This window comes from Enterococcus sp. AZ089, from assembly GCF_050547225.1.
Classification (GTDB): domain Bacteria; phylum Bacillota; class Bacilli; order Lactobacillales; family Enterococcaceae; genus Enterococcus_D; species Enterococcus_D entomosocium.
The window spans coordinates 1,514,698-1,532,887 of the sequence record NZ_CP172954.1 but is presented as its reverse complement, the minus strand read 5'-3'; the positions used below and the strand labels follow the sequence as shown (position 1 = coordinate 1,532,887).

Here is an 18,190-nt window from a genome sequence, read left to right as displayed (position 1 = left end):
GCTTGTTGAGGAAAGGATTCCTTGATCTCCCGTGACTCCTTGTAACAAAGCTTTTCCTCATCAGTCACAATCAAAGACAGCTCGCTCACTTTTGCAATGCTTCAATCAGTGAAATGGCCGGCTGCATCGCTTCTTCGGTCGTCCCTTCTAACACAACATAACAAAATGGCTTGTATTCAGCGGTGATGGCCAATAGTTGTTGATAATCAATCCTTCCTTCTCCCAATGGCACTACCTTGATTTTACCATCGATTACTTGATAGTCCTTCAAGTGCAAGCAAACGATGGCATCACCAAAGCGGGAAAAAGCTTCCCTTGTCAAAGCGACTTGCTCTTGATAGTTCTTCGACGTAATCAGATTGGTTGGATCAAAGATGATCCCTAAATAGTCAGACGGTACTCGTTCCAGCAATTCTTCGATTCGATCGATCGATGATAGTGGATGATTCAAGCCCGCTTCAATCCCTAGCATCACTGGATGTCTCTTAGCCACTTGGACCAAACGCTTGATCACCTGAACCAAATCATCGAAAACGACGTCACTGAAATTTTCCTCGGTGTACCCCATATTTGGCAAAACCGAACCAGTTTCACTTGCAACCATAGCTGCATCAAAGTATTTGGCATGTGCGAGATAGGTCTCGAATCTGGATAAAATCGCCTCCCGTTTTTCCAGATCAGGATGGATCAGATTACTATAACAACTCAATAAAGCGACCTGAACATGAGATTGACCAAAAACACGTTTGAAAAAGCGGCCTAAACCAGGGCTTAATTGCTCTGGCTCTGCCCATTGCGGGAAGGATTTATTTAATGCAAATTGAATGTTATGAATGTTTTTGGCGGCAATTTTTTGCGCTAATTCTTCTGGGGACCCATAATTCTTTAAATCATGTCCCCGAACAGTTAGTTGAAACATAGCTTCTCCTTTCTTCACTGCTTTTGAAGCAAAAAGAAGACCAAGCAGCGAATCACTTCAACTGGTCTTGGTCTTCCAATCATTCAGCAGTAGCGGCTCCTCACTTCATCCATTCCTTCTCAACAGATGATCAGAACCTTTTGTGACCTCTATTGTTGTGAACGATAATCTTCCGTGAACTCATCAATGATTTGCTGTCCACCATTTCTTAAGAAGGTTTCGATCGCTGTATCAAACCCATCGATCTCGATTTCCCCAGTCATATATTGGTAGTAAGCGTCTGAGATTCCTTCAATCAAGCTTGACCATGAACGATCATAGGTTTCAGAGGTCAGCGATTGTGCAGGATTGATCACCGCAAACTCTTCATTTTCCCGAATCTTTTCATTGGCTAAGTTGACATATGGGTTGCTTGAAGGGAAAACTGTTACTAATTCTGATGGACGAGACGAAGAAAATGGTTGTACTTCTTGTTGCCACTTCGTATCATCTAAACGGACATAGACACCCTCATCATCAATTTCATAATGGACCCCTTCGATCCCTTGCGTCATCAAGGTAAACGGCTCTTCGTCCATCAAATCGTTGATAAATTTCAAAACAACACGTAAGTCTTCTTCGGTTTCAACATTGTTTTTCGGAATGGCTAACCAACCGCCCATTCCACCATTGGTATCAGAAAGGATACGACGTTCCACATTTTCATGGACGATATCATTGATCAAGACCCATTCCATATGCTCTTCATCAGTACCAGCTGCATCATCAATGTAGTTACGTACTTCTTGCAAACCACTCAATACAATCCCACCACGACCTTGAACGATATAGTTCTTCTGATCATTTTTCGCCATTACCGCAAAATCAGAATTCATCCAGCCGTTATCATAGATATTACGGAACCATTCCATTGCTTCTTTGTATTCTGGTTGCATAAAGGATGGCATCACTTCATCATCATCCGTGATCGTAAACCAATTGTCTGCACCAAAGTAACCTGAAAGTGAACGGAACCCAACATTAAAGGACTCATCACGTTCAACGAATCCGACCGTGTCATCTACCCCATTGCCATCTGGGTCTCCTTCTGTAAAGGCTTGTGCCACAGCTGATAATTCTTCTAAAGTCGATGGCACGTCCAACCCTAAATTGTCTAACCAATCTTTTCTTACGAGGACACCATAACGAGCGATCGGTTTTAGAAACGGTACACCATAGATATGACCATCGATCCGAGAAGATTCTAAGCGATCCTCAGAAATTTCTGCCAGATTCGGAAACTCTTCTAAATAGGGTTTCACATCCCAGAACATTCCAGATGCTAGCGAACTACGGACGGTTGTGTTATTGATTTCTGTCAAACTTACGATATCTGCTAAAGAATTTGACGCTAATGCTGCATTCAAGCGTTCTGTTTTTGATGCGTCCGGCACCCATGTAAAGTCGATCTCGACCCCTGTATATTCTTCTAACTTTTGTGTTACATCCCCAGACGGAGGTGAAGCGGTATGCAGCATCGCCATCCAAGAAATACTTGTTTTTTCATCACTTTCTGGTCCATCAGATGAACCTCCGCCATCGCCGCAGCCTGCTAAAAACAGTCCTGCACATAATAATAAACTTGCTACTTTCAACTTTTTCATTCGTTACCCTTCTTTCTCTATTTTTAGGGAATCATCATCGAGCGGATCTTTCCCTTGATACTTAAAGTACGTAAAATCGGCATAGCTTCCAGCAAAGTGATCTAGATCATGGGCACTGATTCCAATGAAATTCCCTGTAAAACCACCAGACAAGAACTGGATGTTTTGCTTTTTAAAGGGATGCCACGTTTGTGATTGCCGATAGAACCATTCTGCTTCTAGATAAGAACCGACTACTTTCAATCCGATCGGCTCACTTGAAGCAGCGAGGGGCAATTTATCTGGGAACAAGTGAAATTCTCCTTCACAACACCGAATCAGACGAAGGATCTTGCCGTCTTTTTCATCATAAGTCACATAGAAAAACAAATAGTTTTCTTCGTTTAAGAACAGCGACAATCCAGCCATCTGATTAAACGATTGGGGGTGGTATTCCATCGCTGTTTCAGCTTCAAAACAAAAGTCTTGTTGACGAATCGCCAATATGTGCTTATGAAAGTTCGATTGCATCGATTCTCCGCCGATCAATCGCAAATACCCTGGTCGCTCACTCAGATTGCACCACTCTTCATTGGGCAGCAATCGCCTACCGTTCCATGCTTTTTGCAACGATCCTTTAAAGTCATCAATAAAAACAGCAGGTGATGCCCTTTGCTTCTGAGCGTCGCTAGCGAGTCTGATGGTTTGATCTGGGATCGTATCATCATTGCTAAGACGCAGCCATCCTTCGTGATCCCAATAGACGGTTTGGAGTGCCGTCTCTCGTCCAAGGATCGCTGCCTCTTCTACTGGCCGAGTCATCAAATAGCTCATGACCCATTCTCCTGATGGTGCAATCGTCAAACTGCCATGACCTGTACATTGAAAAGGGGAATCTTCGCGCTGATAGGCACGCATCATGGGAAAATGCGGATCTACTTCATAAGGCCCAGTGATGGTTTTACTACGACAAACCGTTACCGCATGACCTGCACCCGTTCCTCCTTCTGCCGTCAGTAAGTAATAACACTCATTGTGGTAATAAAGATGCGGTGCTTCAGTCTTCGCCAGCTGGGTTCCAGAAAAAATTGGCACTCTGTCACCGATCAATCGGCCTTGTACTTCAGAGTATTCTTGGAGCACGATCCCCACCGATTTATTTGGTGTATCCTTACGATAATCCCAAAGCGCATTCAATAACCAGATACGCCCCTCTTGATCATGAAACAAGGACGGATCAAAGCCACTACCATTTAAGTAAATGGGCTCACTCCATGGCCCATGAATCGTAGGAGCCGTGATGAGATAGTTTCGACAGTCTTTGAAGGGACGTGTCGTGTTGCGGACATTTGTATAGACACAATAGTATTGTCCGTTTGCGTAACTGATTTGCGGTGCCCAAATGCTGCAATTTGCTGTGTTACCTAATAAAACCACCTGATTGGTCAGAATATCTGTTTCATGGGACCAATTGACTAGATCTCGAGAACAGTAGACCCGAATTCCTGGCAACCACTCAAAGGAAGAAACCGCTAAATAATAAGTATCCTCGACTTTTAAAATACTCGGATCAGGATGAAACCCTCTTAAAATCGGATTATTGATCATTGCCTTCATGCAACCCCTCCTTGTTTGCTGACTGTGTCCGTTGTTTTTTTGTTGTGTCGGTCATCGCGATGGAGAAAACAAAAACCCGCCGCTAAAAAGAAACAAAAGGCAATCGGAAAAGCGATCATTTGACTACCAATCAATGTCACGACACCAGTCAAAAAATAAATAGCACAAGATTGCATTCGATAATTACGATAGCGAACCAGCATCGTCGCCACTGAAACCAATATCAGGAGTGCCAACAGCGTGAAGCCAAACCAAGCACCGAGTGTTTGAAATTGCGCCAATGCTGCTTCTGCCGTCATTTGATTCAGTACAGTGGGAAACACACGTTGAAAGATCTCTTCGAACTGCTGGACAGTCATTTGATTGATCGCCAAGGAAAAGCCGCCCATCAACACCAGAGCGAGAACCATCCCGATCCAGCCAGACCATTTTGCCTTGCTCATTTTTCTATCACTCCTTCGATAGTCACCCATTCAGGACGTTTGGGGCTTGTTTGGTAACAACACATTCGCTCCGTGAACGCGACCGTTTGGTGGCTTGCTGTTTTTCCCCAATCAGACCATCCGCAAGGGGCGAGCTGTTGATCAAAGCAGCAGGATAAAAAAGTTACTTTGGCTTCATTGCGCCAAGGGCGGCCTAGATAATAGGCTTTGTCCCCTGTCACCCGACACCGATCGAAGGTTAACCCGCTTGCTTGTTTGCTAGTTGAGGCAGCAGTAACGTAGTTCGTTTGTGGTGTATTTTTACAATACAGGCGACACTCTTCAAAGGTGACGGAACCACCGCCAAAAATAAAATCGACTGTTCCACTGATCCTGCAATGCAAAAACAAACTCTGTTGTTGGTCAAAGATTGTTTTTCGCCAAGGACTGATCATTGGTTCGCCTTCTTTGGTATATTTTGGCAATGGACCCAGACACAAGGTATCTTGAAAAGCATCGAGATGACAGCGTTCGAAGCGAATGTCATCCCCTTCGATATAGACGGCAACTGCTTGCCCGACTGCTTGCCCATACCCTGCGTCATTGATGATGGTCAGGTTTTTTACAAAGACTTCTCGGCTATTGATAAAGAGCGTCGCTGTTTGAAAGGTTCCTCTTTTTTGCCCATTTTCATCGGTTTGCTCGGCAGCCAAGTGGTAGCATAAGAACGTGTGGGGTTCCGCGATCAACGTAAGCTGGTTTTTATAGATTTTCACCTGTTCTTGATACACGCCAGAGGCGATCGTGATCTCACAAGGTGCGTTTAAGGCTTCAGCAGCCAACACGGCTGCTTGGATACTCGTAAAATCACCCTTTTGCGGCTCTTTACTAACCTTTAGCTTGATAGGAGGTGTTGTTTTAGAAATTCGATCCACTGCGCTCTCATCTCCTTGGTTTCTTCATGACCACCTGGCAAGCAACACGCCTGCCAATGCTCCTTGTAGCCTATTGCTTCATAATGCTGCCCGACCTGCTGATCCAAACGAGCGACGCCGCTTGAGGGGCAGCCACGATCCTCTTTGCCAACCAAACTCAAACGCGGGCGTGGTGCGATCTGTTTTTGGATCGCCGCAGTCGTAAAGTCTTTCAACACATTAGGAACATAATAGTAAAACCCATGTTTGCTTAGACGGTCCTCTTTGATCAATGCTTGATAGTCCACTTGTGCTGCCATGTCCACCACCACTGATATCCGTTCATCTAGCGCTGCCAACCACCAGCTCATCAAGCCCCCCATAGAAAGTCCCAATGTGGCGATAGCGGAATGTTTCACTTCTTTACGGGAAGCAAGATAGGTTAAAAACTGTTGATTGTCATAGATTCGTTGTCCCCATAATGTTTTGCCTTGCAACAGAAACCGCTTGTAGCTATCATTCTCACCGTTTTTTCGTTCGCCAAAACCCCACATGTCGATCACTCCAACGGCGACGCCCAGCTTCATAAATGCAGCGAATAGGCTTTCTTTTTGCATATACGGCGGACTTTGTCGCAGTTCTTCTTTCCCCATCGTGAAGTCGCCGCCATGAGAATGATTGAACAAAACGAGTGGAACCGGTTGCTGAGAGCTAGGATAAGCAAAGTATGCAGGGACATCCTCTTCTTGATTTAATCGTAGAAGTAAATGTTCCAAGGTATAATTTTGCACCTGCTCTTTTGTTTGCTGAACCACTTGTGGTGCAACTTTCATATCAGGACCTAGCAGCTGAAGTAACTGAGGATCCCTCACAAAAAATCTCCTTGAAATCCCAGAGGTTGACGATTCTCAAATGACTGTGTGACGGTGATTTCCCGGCTATTCTCGATATGGAACGCTTCAGTTACACCTTCCAAATTGATACGATCAAACTGAATATTCCGTCCACAGCCAATATAAAAACCTTGTTTTGTCATCTCTTCGATACCTGTCATCATCGCAGGCTTTCCTGGAATTGGGTGCTCAGCCATAGAGACGGCAATATCTTGGAAAGTGATATCTGAAATAAATTGTTCAGCCAAGCCATAAACAAACCCAGCGGCCGCATGGACATTCCGAGCCGAGATATTTGCAAAATGAATTCTCCGGAAATGAGGGGTTTCCTCGGTGATCGGGTACGGATTTTTATCCCAAACATACTTTTCTTTGCCTTTCGGTCCACAGAAATAGTAAAGATTTAAAGTGAATGGACAGATGACATTATCCATCACAATGTTATTCACTCGAATATCTTCGATCGTTCCGCCACGTCCACGACGTGATTTCAAACGAATCCCACGATCGGTATCTTGAAAAATACAATTACTAATAGTGACATTACGAATATCGCCGCTCATCTCACTCCCTAGAACGACGGCCCCATGCCCATGAAGCATATGGCAATTTACGATCGTGATATTCTCACAAGCGACCCGTTCTTTAGTGTCCTCCGTTCCTGATTTGATGGCGATACAATCATCGCCAACATCGATATGACAGTTACTGATGCGGACATTTTTACAAGATTCAGGATCGATCCCATCTGTATTTGGCGAATCCGCTGGATTTTTGATGCGAAGATTATCGATCGTTAGATTTTGACAAAGAATCGGATTGACGGTCCAACTGGGTGAATCGACAAGACGGATATCTTTCAACGTAATTTGCTGGCAAGAGTCAAAACTGATTAATTTTGGTCGTGGATAAGCAAGCTGTTCACGATTTTCCCGAAAGGTCTTCCACCATCTTTGCCCTTGTCCATCAAGCATTCCTAGTCCTGTGACAGCGATATTTTCCGCATTCTCGGCATATAAACAAGAGGCATAAACTTCCCGTTTGACCCCTTCCCAGCGAGACACGACGACGGGATAGTCTTTGGGATCATCAGAAAATACTAAGGTCGCCCCCAATAGTAGGTGCAGTTCAATGTTACTTTTTAAAAAGAGCGCACCCGTCGGATAGCGTCCTGCTGAAAAAGTGATTCTGCCTCCTCCTTGTTGATGCAATTCATCAATTTTTTCTTGAATCGCTTCTGTCAACAGACCTTCTTTTCCTTGTAAATCAGCTGTAGTCAATTGGATATTCATTTCTTGCTTCCTTCCTCCGTTAATGGTTGCAGCAGTAAACTCGCTTGTAAAAAGGCACCGTATCCTTTGAAATCATTCGTGATAACGGGTTCACTGATATAGTAAACAAACGTACCATCCCGATTATCTGGTCCACCAAGACCAGCAACTTCACAGTTTCTGATCAGATTCAACCAGCCTTCTTTTGTTAAAAAGACAAACTCATCCAACAATCCTTGATAGGTCTCTTGGGCAAACACTTGCCATTTTTGATCGATGATCCCTGCTTTGACCGCTTTTGCTGTTGCGTAACAAATCATTGAAGAAGCGGATGCTTCTAAATAATTCCCACGCTCCCTGCCTTTATCTAAGACTTGATACCACACTTTTTTCTGGGGATCTCTTACTTTAGCAAGAGCTTCTAGACAGGAGACAAACATGTTTTCTAATGGATTCTTCAGCTCTGATTCCCCTAATAGCACCATCGTATCTGTGAGAGCCATCATGAACCATCCCATTGATCGTCCCCAGAAATTTTTTGAACAACCGGTCTCAGGATCTGCCCACGGCTGGACTTTTTGTTCATCCCACGCGTGATACAAAAGACCCGTTTTTGGATCTAGGGTATGCGTAAAGCATAAGGTGAATTGCTTGATTACATCTGCCAATGCTTCTTCTTTCTCAAATGTCAGTGCGTATTCTGTCAAAAATGGGGCCCCCATATATAAGCCATCTAACCACATTTGATATGGATAGATTTTTTTATGCCAGAACCCGCCTTCGCTTGTTCTTGGCATCTGCTGTAATTGTTGATACAGCGTGTCCAAGGCGATCTTGTATTTTGAAGCACCTGTTTCTTTGTATAGTAAGAATAAACATTTGCCATTATTGATGTAATCGATATTCATCGCATCCATCTGATAGTTTTTGATACAACCGTCTTCGTCAATATAAACATCCATCGTGTTTTGGATATAGTCGAAATAGCGTTTATCACCAGTTTGCTCATAGGCTTCTTTCACGCCTTGTAAAACGACCCCGATGTCATAGGACCATTTTCCGTGATAAATTTTTTCTTTGCATAAGTAGTCATAGCGCTCAAATAATGTGTTCAAAGCAATTTCCGAATAGTTCTTCATGTACGATACTTCCTTTTATTGTAGTCTCCTCAATTCATAGAGCTGTTTCAATGAATCCGTTTTACTGGCTGTATTTCATGAGGGTTCAACTTGTTTTGCTATTTTTCAGGTGTTTTCTAGTGACCGTTTTGTTCACGGACCAGTAAAAGTCTTTGAGCCGTTTTCTTTAGATAATGACCTCATCTCCTTTACTGGCAACGGTTTGCTCCGTAGTCGATGCCGTTTTTGAAACCACCTGATCTGTTTCAATTGGGTGGATATCTTGAAGAATTTTTTTACCAGCAAGGGCAAAAACACCACCAACTAAGCTGCTCCCCATCAAAATGAGTCCGATCAAGAAATAGCTGCCAATAACTAAATAGCCAACGATCAAAATCGACCAACTAATGATCGAATAATGCAGATAGCCTAAACCTAACAACGCACTCCCTCGCAGGATCTCAAACACGGTCACAAAGTTAGTGGCTGCCATGACGGTATACACGTGCATGAATAGAAAGAGAAACGCAATCAAAAAGAGGACATTCGCTACTTGGATAAACCATGGAAATGGCGCAAATATATTGGTGATCACGATTGCTGCAATGATCAGAAACAACCAACTGATCAGCACCGATTGTCGGAACCGTTCTTTACTATAGTAGAAAAAACTTTTGATCAAAGGCGGTCGTTCGTGAAGACGAAGCCAGCGATCATAATATTTCATCATGGCATACGAGGCTGGTCCGATTCCCAAAAAGATTCCCCCCAGAAGTGTCACACTTAGCCAAAGAAAATGAAGGGCGATCAGGGTCAAAAACGCGGTTAGCCCATCGTTGATTTTCGTGATTTTCTCAATCGTCATATGATCCCCTCTTTCTTAATAGATACCATCTTCCCCAATTTTTTTCGCCAAACGATTCGCAAAAACAACGAGGATCAAACCTACAAGACCTTTAAACAGCCCAACAGCTGTCGAGTAACTCAATTGACCATTTTGAATCCCGGCGGTATAGACAAAGGTATCAAAGATTTGGGCAACCTCACGGTTCATTGAGTTCATTAATAGGAACATATGCTCAAAGCCCATATCTAAGATCGAACCGATTTTTAAAATCATTAAGGTCACAATCGTCGGACGAATACACGGCAACGTGATGTGCCACATTTTACGTAGTTTGCCAGCCCCATCCATATCCGCAGCTTCATAAAGCTGTTCATCAACATTGGTAATAGCGGCTAGATAGACGATCGTCCCCCAACCGGCACCTTTCCAAAGATCTTGGAAAATGTACATTGGACGTAGCCAAGTACGGCTAGTTAAGAATGGGATACGTTCCCCACCAAGACTTTCGATCATGTTATTGATCACACCGCCTTCAGTCGTCAACAGGACGTAGAAGATTGAAACTACGATCACCCACGACATAAAATGAGGCAAATAAATAATCGTCTGGATACTTTTTTTCAAGCGACGGTTATTTACTTCATTTAACATAAGCGCCAATAAAATAGGAAAAGGGAAGGAAATCGTGATATTTAAGAAAAACATGATCAGCGTGTTGCGCATCAACATCACAAAAGTATCTTCAGTAAAGAGCCGAATAAAATGAGTAAACCCAACAAAGGGACTGCCTAAGATCCCTAAGAATGGCTGGTAGTCTTGAAAAGCGATGACTAAACCGCCCATTGGAATGTAACGAAAGATAATAAAATATAAAATACCTGGCAATACCATAATATAGAGCGCACGATTTTTTCTGATTTGCGCCCATTTTTTCTTTTTCAACCGCAGTCGCTGTTCTTCTTCAGTAAGTGGTGAGAAGTAATTATCAACTTTTGTTTCCATACTTGTTCCTCCGAGTTTTTTTGATTTGATAGTCCCATGGTAGCGTGTAAGAAAGATAACGTATATAATCATTTTCTCAGCATTGGAAAGGCATACATTTTTTAGGATTATTTCTCGGTCGAATTGGAAAACCATTGATTTATCAACGTTTGTCATGATTGTGATTTTTTTAACATGTAAAAGTGATTATATACGTTGTCCCCGCCTCATGATACGTTGGAAATACCTATTTAAGTAAAAAAAGATGGAGGTTTTTCCTATGCAACAAACCCTAAAAAAAACGAACCGCCCGAAGAGTGAACGGGTTGTTCAAGGATTTATTATCGGTTTTCTACTACTCTTTACCTTAATGTGTCTCTTGCCTTTTCTGAACATTCTCGGAAGCTCCTTTGCTTCTTCTTCTGAGATTGCGACACGAACATTTATCATTATCCCACGTGAATTTAGCTTAAATGCTTACCGGTATATTCTCTCGACTCCCACGATTTTTACGAGTATTGGTGTTTCCCTTTTTGTGACCATCGTCGGAACGGTTCTTTCAATGATCTTGACCTCTTTTATGGCCTATGCTCTTTCAAGAAAATATTTGCATGGACGTGGCATCTTCAATTTTATTGTCGTATTTACGATGTTGTTTAGCGGAGGGATGATCCCAAGTTTTATTTTGGTACAAAGCCTCGGCTTGATCGATTCTCTCTGGGCACTGATCTTACCGAGTGCCATCAGTGCATATAATATGATCATTATGAGAAACTTTTTCCAAGGGATTCCTGATAGTTTAGAGGAATCAGCAAAAATGGATGGTTGCTCTGATTGGGGCGTCTTTTTCCGTATCATCTTACCTCTTTCCTTACCATCGATTGCGACGATCTCTTTGTTCTACGCTGTTAGTTATTGGAATACTTATCAATCAGCGATTTTGTACATCAATGATTCAGCGAAATGGCCGATCCAAGTGCTCCTTCGACAAATCGTGATTGTCTCCAGCGGGATGAACGCCGATGCCGCTAGTGTCGATGTTGTCCCCCCAGCACAATCCGTGAAAATGGCCGTGATCGTCGTTGCGACTTTGCCAATGTTGATCGCCTATCCATTTGTCCAGAAGTATTTCGTGAAAGGTGCCATGGTTGGTTCCGTCAAAGGGTAGCCAACAGGCAGCAAAGAAAAAAAGCGTTTTTTGATCGTTGATCAAAAAACGCTTTTTTTCTTTTAATCTTTGGATCGTTTGCGATACTCTCCGGGTGTCATCTGTTCTTTCTTTTTGAAAAAGCGGATGAAGTTTTGAGAGTTGGTATATTGTAGGTTGGCGGCGATTTCTTTGATGGTCAAATCGGTTTCTCTTAACCACTTTTTCGCGACTTGCAATCGATAGTTTTGTAAGTAATCGGCGAAATTGATGGATAATTCCTTTTTAAACACATTACTTAAGTAATTGGCATTATAATGCAACTGTTCAGCAATGCTATCTAAGGAGAGATCTTGGTCGTATTGTTGGTGTACGATCAAGACCATCTTTTCAGACAAGGAGCGAATTTCTCGATCTGTTTTGGCTTGTGTCGTTTCAACGATAGGTAAAACTAACTCTTGATAGATGATTTGCTCAACTTTGAACAAACTGGTTTGGTTGAGCACGGATTGATAGACTTTACGACTATTCTGCAAGCTAGTATGATCTGCTCCTAGGAGTTGCCCTAGCTGAACGATACTGTTGATCAACTTAAACAAGGCACTTTCAATCGTCAACGGATTTTTGTTTTCATGAATGATTTCGCGTACGACTTCTGTGTAACTCGTTTTGATGGTCGCTAGATCCCCACTACGCATTGCATCCAAAAAGGTGCTTTCTGCTTCTCTAGGGTACTGAACGATCGCGTTATTGTCTAATTGTGCCGCAATGTCGTCAAAAAAGATAATGACTTCTTCCCCTAAATTCATTCGATAGTGCAAGGCTTCTTTGGCGTTATCAACCGCTAATTTGGTTTCTACGAGGCGGTCGTAGGATTGTGAGACCCCACAACTTATTTTGATTTTCAAGTAATCTTTTGCCGCTTGATGGATCTTTTGACAATAGGTCAATACTTGTTTTTGGTCAACTGATTCAGGAAGCTTTAAAATTGTTCCTTGGGTTTCTTGACTGGAGATGATTGGCTGAAAACGCAAATTCGCCGGAATGATTTCAGAAACGAGATTCTCGATGGCAAGCAAGAATATATCAATAGTCGCTGTTTCTCGTCCACACAAATCATCGATTTGAATCAGTAATACGGCATAGTGTTCCGTTTCGGATACTTCATACCCAAATTGTGACAGTTTTAAGTGACTATCTGCTTCTGAGATACAGCCGCGAAACAAGTTTAATAAAAACAAGGATTCTAACTCGGGCTTTTGGTGTTCAACTTTGACGGCGAGATCGTGGTTTTGATGTAAGACCTGGTCGATATCGGAAATCAACTGATTGACTTCTAATTTCTGACCTTGTTTTTTGGGCTTTAAAAGCTCACCGATCCGATTGATGGGTGAGGTAGCCACGATCGCAATGCGATAGGATACTAATAAAAAGAGGATGATCAAAAGACTGCCAATCACGATCAAACCGCTTCTTAATTCACGGATTGCTTGCGAAACACTGGCAGGTGCCAGACGGATCACATGATACCACTGATTGTAATCCGATTGTGTGACCACATACTTATTGTTTTCTTTGTCAGTGAAGATACCATCGTCGTGGGCAGCTGCGATCATTGTTTCGTGTAAGTCAGAATCGATCACTTCACCATTATCGAAAAGCAGTTGTCCGTCCGCATGAAAAATATTCAAAAAGGAATCGTCATGATCTGCCACCAACTGCGCAATGGTATGGTCTTGGATTTCAGCGATCCCCAAAGCAGTGGTTTCCTGTCGAAACACAGGCAGCGTCATCACCATTTTTAAATAGCCATCTTCTGGCAACCAATACAAGTAGCGTTGGTTGTCGATCAACGCTTGAAAAGCAGCGAATTCAGTATCATCGATCTGTTTTAAGGAGCCTTCTTCGATTTTCCAATGCTGATTCAAATTCACCAATTGGTAGCTGGCGTTTTCGATCCCCATCACACCAATGTAAGCAAGTTGCGAATTGATCTCTCGCACTTGTCGATAATTCGTCACGGAAAATGGCTGTTCCATCGTATCGGAAAAGCTTTGAGTACTGCTATATGTAGAAAAGGCATACTCCACCATCTGAATTTTTTGATCCAGATTTTCTTTGACTTGGTTGACCAAATTATGTTGACTTTGCAAAAACGTTTCTTGAATGTTTTGATACGTTCGATGATAAATGACCCCGCTAAATCCAACGATTAAAGCGCTACCAATTAGAAAAATCAAAATAAATATTTTATAAAACAAGTTGGATGTTTGATGATAGCTTAAAAAGAATTTCATAGACTCCCTCCCATTACCTAACTATCTTCTTTTATACTAGCACATCCCAGAAAAAGTTCCTATGTTATTTTGAAAAATGTTTCACGTGTGCATCCTTGGTGTATTGACATTCTCGTGGGAACAAGCTATGCTTGAATCAAGCAAAAAGGAAGAAGGTTTTCTATGGTCACGATCAAAGATATCGCCAAAGTCGCTGGTGTTTCACATACAACTGTTTCTCGTGCGTTAAACGATAGCCCATTAATCAAGCCAGAAACAAAAAAGAAGATCGCAGCCATCGCTGAATCTTTACACTATGTGCCCAATGTCAATGCCAAAAGTCTGGTGAATCAGAAATCTTATATCATTGGTCTTTATTTTTCTCATCTATCCATTGGTACTTCCGATAGCTTTTTAGTCGAAGTGATCAAAGGAATCAGTGATACCCTACCATCCGAATATACTTTGGCGGTTCATGAATTATTGCAATCCGATACATTTGATGAAGAGCCGAATCGCCTAGATGGAGCGATCGTGATGAGTCAAAGTGATCGTGATGACGGCTTTATCGCTGCTCTTTCAAAGAAAAACATTCCCATCGTCGTTTTGAATCGTCAATTGCAGGATGCAACCTTGATGAATGTCACTAGTAATGATGCCCAAGGGGTCTATCAAATGATCACCAATGTGCTTGAACAAGGCTTTCGAAAGATCGCCATGATCGAAGGGATCGCTTCCTTTGGCTCCGCTAGAGAGCGCCGCAAAGGATTTATGAAAGCGATTCAAGAAAAGCAGCTTGTCTGCCCGAAAGAATACTTCGTAGCTGGCGACTACTCGTTGGAAAGTGGTCAGCTGGGTGCCCAGCAACTACTCGCTTTACCTGAACCACCTGAAGTGATTTTTTGCGCCAATGATGATATGGCGATCGGGGCGATCAATGCCTGTCATCAAGCAGGACGAAAGATCCCAGAGGAGATCGGTATCATCGGTTTTGATGATAGTTCTTTTTCTCCCTATACGTATCCCCCATTAACAACGATCCGCAAACCAGTCTATGAAATGAGTCAATTGGCAGCAACTCTGCTGTTGCAAGCATTTGCCAATCAAGTAGTTGAGAAACAACATTTCTTTGATACCTCGTTAATCATTCGTCAATCGCTGTAAGCCTCTTGTTTTCAAGAGCGCTTACGCAAAAATGTTAACGTGTGCATAACTATTTTTTAAGGAGGATTCTATGAAAAAAATTACCGAACAACCCCATCAAACCTATCCAGCCCGAGTGATTCAATTCGGGGAAGGCAATTTTATGCGGGGCTTTTTTAACTGGCAGCTGCAGCAAATGAACAAGCAAGGTCTTTTTAATGGCAGTGCCATTGTGGTACAGCCGATTGATCACGGCTTGAAAGAGCTGTTGGCACAACAAGAAAATCTCTACACCGTTATCTTAGAAGGACTTGTCGATGGCGCTCCTTCTCAAACATTTGAAGTCGTCTCCACCATTGATCAAGTGCTGAATCCTTATCAGCAATGGGAAGACTATCTTGCTTTAGCCGAAGATGAGCAACTCGAGATCATCGTTTCTAATACGACGGAAGCAGGTATTGCGTTTCACCCAGAGGATACCTTATACGATACCCCTCCCCACAGTTTCCCTGCAAAACTGACCGCTCTTTTGTATCGTCGTTTTCAACGACAAAAACCGGGATTTTTGATCATTCCTTGTGAATTAATCGATCGGAATGGTGAAAAACTAAAAGAGATCGTCTTACAATATGCCGCATTATGGTCTTTGGAGTCAGACTTCGTCAACTGGTTAGAAAAAGAAAACACCTTCTGCTGCAGCTTAGTCGATCGGATCGTTCCAGGATATCCTCGCGATAAAGTGGCACAATACCAAGAGATTCTTGGCTATGAGGATGCCGTAATGGTCACTGCGGAACCCTTTATGCTCTGGGTGATCGAAGGAAGCGGCGTAGCCGAAAAGCTTCCCTTGCAAGAAGCTGGGTTGAATGTGATCGTGACAGAAGATATGACCCCCTATCGTGAACAAAAAGTACATTTATTAAATGGTCCTCATACGGCGATGGTTCCACTCGGTCTTTTAGCTGGTTTAGAAACCGTTGAAGAAGTAATGAACGACCGTGATTTTGCAGCCTTTTTGGATGGTCTTTTTCTGGAAGAGTTGATTCCAATGCTTGATTTGCCTAAAGCGCAGCTTGCAGCTTATGCGGAACAAATCAAAGAGCGCTTCAGAAATCCTTATGTGAAGCATCAGCTGCAATCGATCGCTTTAAACAGCGTCTCAAAATTCCGTGCGCGTCTTCAACCAGTCTTAACTCGTTATGTCCAACAAAACCAGCAGTTACCAAAACGAATCACTGCCGCACTGGCAGGGTTGCTGACTTTCTATCTCACTCGACCTTTTCAAGATGATGACCTAGTGACAACCATATTTCAGCAAGTGAAACAATTACCAGCAGAAAGACAGATCGCCACTCTATTAAAAAATGAGCAACTCTGGCATGCAGACCTGAGCTTTATGACAGCGACAATCAATGAAATGTGCGCATGTCTAAAACAAGACGGACCCCGCCAGTTACTTGCGTCGATTGACACCCCTGAGCCAAGTTTGAAATAAAGGAGAATCTTTATGTCCAGCACATTAACAGAAACACCCGCGCAACTATTGAAATTGCACCCTAATGATAATGTCGCAGTCGCATTAAAACCACTAGCTGCTAAAACGACCCTTTCATTTGAAGACCAAACGATCACCCTTTTTGAGGATATTCCACAAGGACACAAAATCGCCCTCAAAGATCTAGCACAATCACAAGACGTGATCAAATATGGCTATCCCATTGGACATCTCTTAGCTGACGTGAAAACTGGCCAATGGTTGCATACCCACAATGTCAAAACCAACCTTTCTGGTACCTTAGCATACACCTATGCCCCTGATTTGCATCCCGTCCGTTATCCAAAAAGGGCTGCGACGTTCCAAGGGTACCGGCGGGCAAATGGCAAAGTTGGGATTCGTAATGATTTACTGATCGTGCCAACAGTTGGTTGTATCAATGGTATCGCTGAGATCATTGTTGAAAATTTCAAGAAGAATCATCCAGATCTTGGCACTTTTGATCATATTACGATCCTTAAACATCCCTACGGCTGCTCCCAGTTAGGCCAAGATCATCAAAACACCCGTCAAATTTTAATTGATGCGGTGCATCATCCAAATGCCGGTGGCGTCTTGGTCTTTGGCTTAGGTTGTGAGAACAACACCGTTCCCGAGTTTAAGAAAAACCTGGGTGACTACGATCCAAAGCGCGTCAAATTTATGGTGGCACAGGAAAGCGACGATGAAATTGCGGTCGGCGAAAGCTTATTAGAAGAATTACTGGAAGCAGCAAAAGAGGATCAACGAGAAGCCGTTCCCTTGAGTGATCTAAAGATCGGGTTAAAATGTGGGGGTTCTGACGGGTTTTCTGGGATCACCGCCAACCCTTTGTTGGGGGCATTTTCTGACTTTTTAGTTTCTCAAGGTGGCGCCACGGTCTTGACGGAAGTACCCGAAATGTTTGGCGCTGAACAAGTCTTGATGGCGCGTGCACAAGATGAAGCAACCTTTGAAAAAATTCTCCATCTAATCAACGACTTTAAAGATTATTTCCTTGCTTACGGTGAACCGGTCTATGAAAATCCTTCTCCTGGCAATAAGGCAGGCGGTATCACTACGCTAGAAGATAAGTCATTAGGCTGTACCCAAAAATCTGGGACTTCCGCTGTCGTCGATGTCTTAAAATATGGGGAAAAACTCCGTAAGCCAGGCTTGAGCCTGCTGGAAGGTCCAGGAAACGACCTTGTTGCCGCTTCTGCACTGGCTTCTGCCGATTGCCAACTCGTCTTATTTACTACTGGTCGCGGCACGCCATTTGGTGCCTATGTGCCGACCATGAAAGTTGCCACGAATCAAGAGATTTATCATAAGAAACCCCACTGGATGGATTTCAACGCTGGTCGCTTGTTGGAAGAGCCGATGGAGGTCGTGCTGGAAGACTTTATTCAAGCGATCATCGATACTGCCAGTGGAAAACCGACGCGTAATGAAGCCAACAACGTTCGTGAGATCGCCATCTTTAAAAATGGTGTGACACTATAAC

The 18,190-nt window shown here is 43.0% G+C and carries 15 protein-coding genes; 4 read left to right on the top strand and 11 right to left on the bottom strand.

Translation table 11 applies throughout. From position 1 onward, the window contains the following. Window positions 1-85 precede the first annotated feature (85 nt). The 10 genes from IGJ01_RS07165 to IGJ01_RS07120 form a co-directional block, all read right to left on the bottom strand. Complete coding sequence (locus IGJ01_RS07165) at window positions 86-919, bottom strand: sugar phosphate isomerase/epimerase family protein (RefSeq protein WP_430601562.1); 834 nt, start codon at window positions 917-919, stop codon at window positions 86-88. Window positions 920-1,068: 149 nt separating this feature from the next. Further along, entirely contained in the window at window positions 1,069-2,562 is a 1,494-nt protein-coding gene (locus IGJ01_RS07160) for an extracellular solute-binding protein (protein WP_430601561.1), read from the bottom strand. Window positions 2,563-2,565: 3 nt separating this feature from the next. Beyond that, window positions 2,566-4,158: a glycoside hydrolase family 43 protein gene (locus IGJ01_RS07155; RefSeq protein ID WP_121261097.1), complete on the bottom strand. Its 1,593-nt coding sequence runs from the start codon at window positions 4,156-4,158 to the stop codon at window positions 2,566-2,568. Continuing rightward, a complete protein-coding gene (locus IGJ01_RS07150) occupies window positions 4,155-4,601 on the bottom strand; it encodes a DUF4064 domain-containing protein (RefSeq protein ID WP_121261095.1) in 447 nt (148 codons plus the stop codon). The genes IGJ01_RS07155 and IGJ01_RS07150 overlap by 4 nt, the downstream gene beginning before the upstream one ends. Next, a complete protein-coding gene (locus IGJ01_RS07145) occupies window positions 4,598-5,515 on the bottom strand; it encodes a pectinesterase family protein (RefSeq protein WP_430601560.1) in 918 nt (305 codons plus the stop codon). The genes IGJ01_RS07150 and IGJ01_RS07145 overlap by 4 nt, the downstream gene beginning before the upstream one ends. Further along, window positions 5,476-6,366: a dienelactone hydrolase family protein gene (locus tag IGJ01_RS07140; protein ID WP_008381516.1), complete on the bottom strand. Its 891-nt coding sequence runs from the start codon at window positions 6,364-6,366 to the stop codon at window positions 5,476-5,478. Before IGJ01_RS07140 ends, IGJ01_RS07145 begins: the two co-directional genes overlap by 40 nt. Next, window positions 6,363-7,679: a glycoside hydrolase family 28 protein gene (locus IGJ01_RS07135; RefSeq protein WP_008381518.1), complete on the bottom strand. Its 1,317-nt coding sequence runs from the start codon at window positions 7,677-7,679 to the stop codon at window positions 6,363-6,365. The genes IGJ01_RS07140 and IGJ01_RS07135 overlap by 4 nt, the downstream gene beginning before the upstream one ends. Continuing rightward, window positions 7,676-8,797: a glycoside hydrolase family 88/105 protein gene (locus IGJ01_RS07130; protein WP_005236487.1), complete on the bottom strand. Its 1,122-nt coding sequence runs from the start codon at window positions 8,795-8,797 to the stop codon at window positions 7,676-7,678. The genes IGJ01_RS07135 and IGJ01_RS07130 overlap by 4 nt, the downstream gene beginning before the upstream one ends. Before the next feature lie 166 nt (window positions 8,798-8,963). Then, window positions 8,964-9,641, bottom strand: a complete 678-nt coding sequence (locus IGJ01_RS07125) for a YesL family protein (RefSeq protein WP_008381523.1) — start codon at window positions 9,639-9,641, stop codon at window positions 8,964-8,966. Between the two features lie 15 nt (window positions 9,642-9,656). Continuing rightward, the gene (locus IGJ01_RS07120; RefSeq protein WP_008381525.1) at window positions 9,657-10,625 is read right to left on the bottom strand and encodes an ABC transporter permease; all 969 of its coding nucleotides are present in this window, start codon (window positions 10,623-10,625) and stop codon (window positions 9,657-9,659) included. Window positions 10,626-10,884: 259 nt separating this feature from the next. On the opposite strand from IGJ01_RS07120, the gene IGJ01_RS07115 reads away from it, so the two are divergent. Further along, entirely contained in the window at window positions 10,885-11,772 is an 888-nt protein-coding gene (locus tag IGJ01_RS07115) for a carbohydrate ABC transporter permease (RefSeq protein ID WP_008381527.1), read from the top strand. Between the two features lie 62 nt (window positions 11,773-11,834). On the opposite strand, the gene IGJ01_RS07110 is transcribed toward IGJ01_RS07115, so the two are convergent. After that, the gene (locus tag IGJ01_RS07110; protein WP_429969926.1) at window positions 11,835-14,048 is read right to left on the bottom strand and encodes an AraC family transcriptional regulator; all 2,214 of its coding nucleotides are present in this window, start codon (window positions 14,046-14,048) and stop codon (window positions 11,835-11,837) included. Window positions 14,049-14,210: 162 nt separating this feature from the next. On the opposite strand from IGJ01_RS07110, the gene IGJ01_RS07105 reads away from it, so the two are divergent. The 3 genes from IGJ01_RS07105 (at window position 14,211) to IGJ01_RS07095 (ending at window position 18,189) form a co-directional block, all read left to right on the top strand. Continuing rightward, entirely contained in the window at window positions 14,211-15,191 is a 981-nt protein-coding gene (locus tag IGJ01_RS07105; protein WP_430601559.1) for a LacI family DNA-binding transcriptional regulator, read from the top strand. A gap of 70 nt (window positions 15,192-15,261) precedes the next feature. Next, window positions 15,262-16,665 carry a tagaturonate reductase gene (locus IGJ01_RS07100; RefSeq protein ID WP_429969927.1) on the top strand — a complete coding sequence of 468 codons (1,404 nt, stop codon included), beginning with the start codon at window positions 15,262-15,264 and terminating at the stop codon, window positions 16,663-16,665. Between the two features lie 12 nt (window positions 16,666-16,677). Then, on the top strand, window positions 16,678-18,189 hold the full coding sequence (locus IGJ01_RS07095; protein ID WP_430601558.1) for a UxaA family hydrolase: 1,512 nt from the start codon (window positions 16,678-16,680) through the stop codon (window positions 18,187-18,189). Window position 18,190 lies beyond the last annotated feature (1 nt).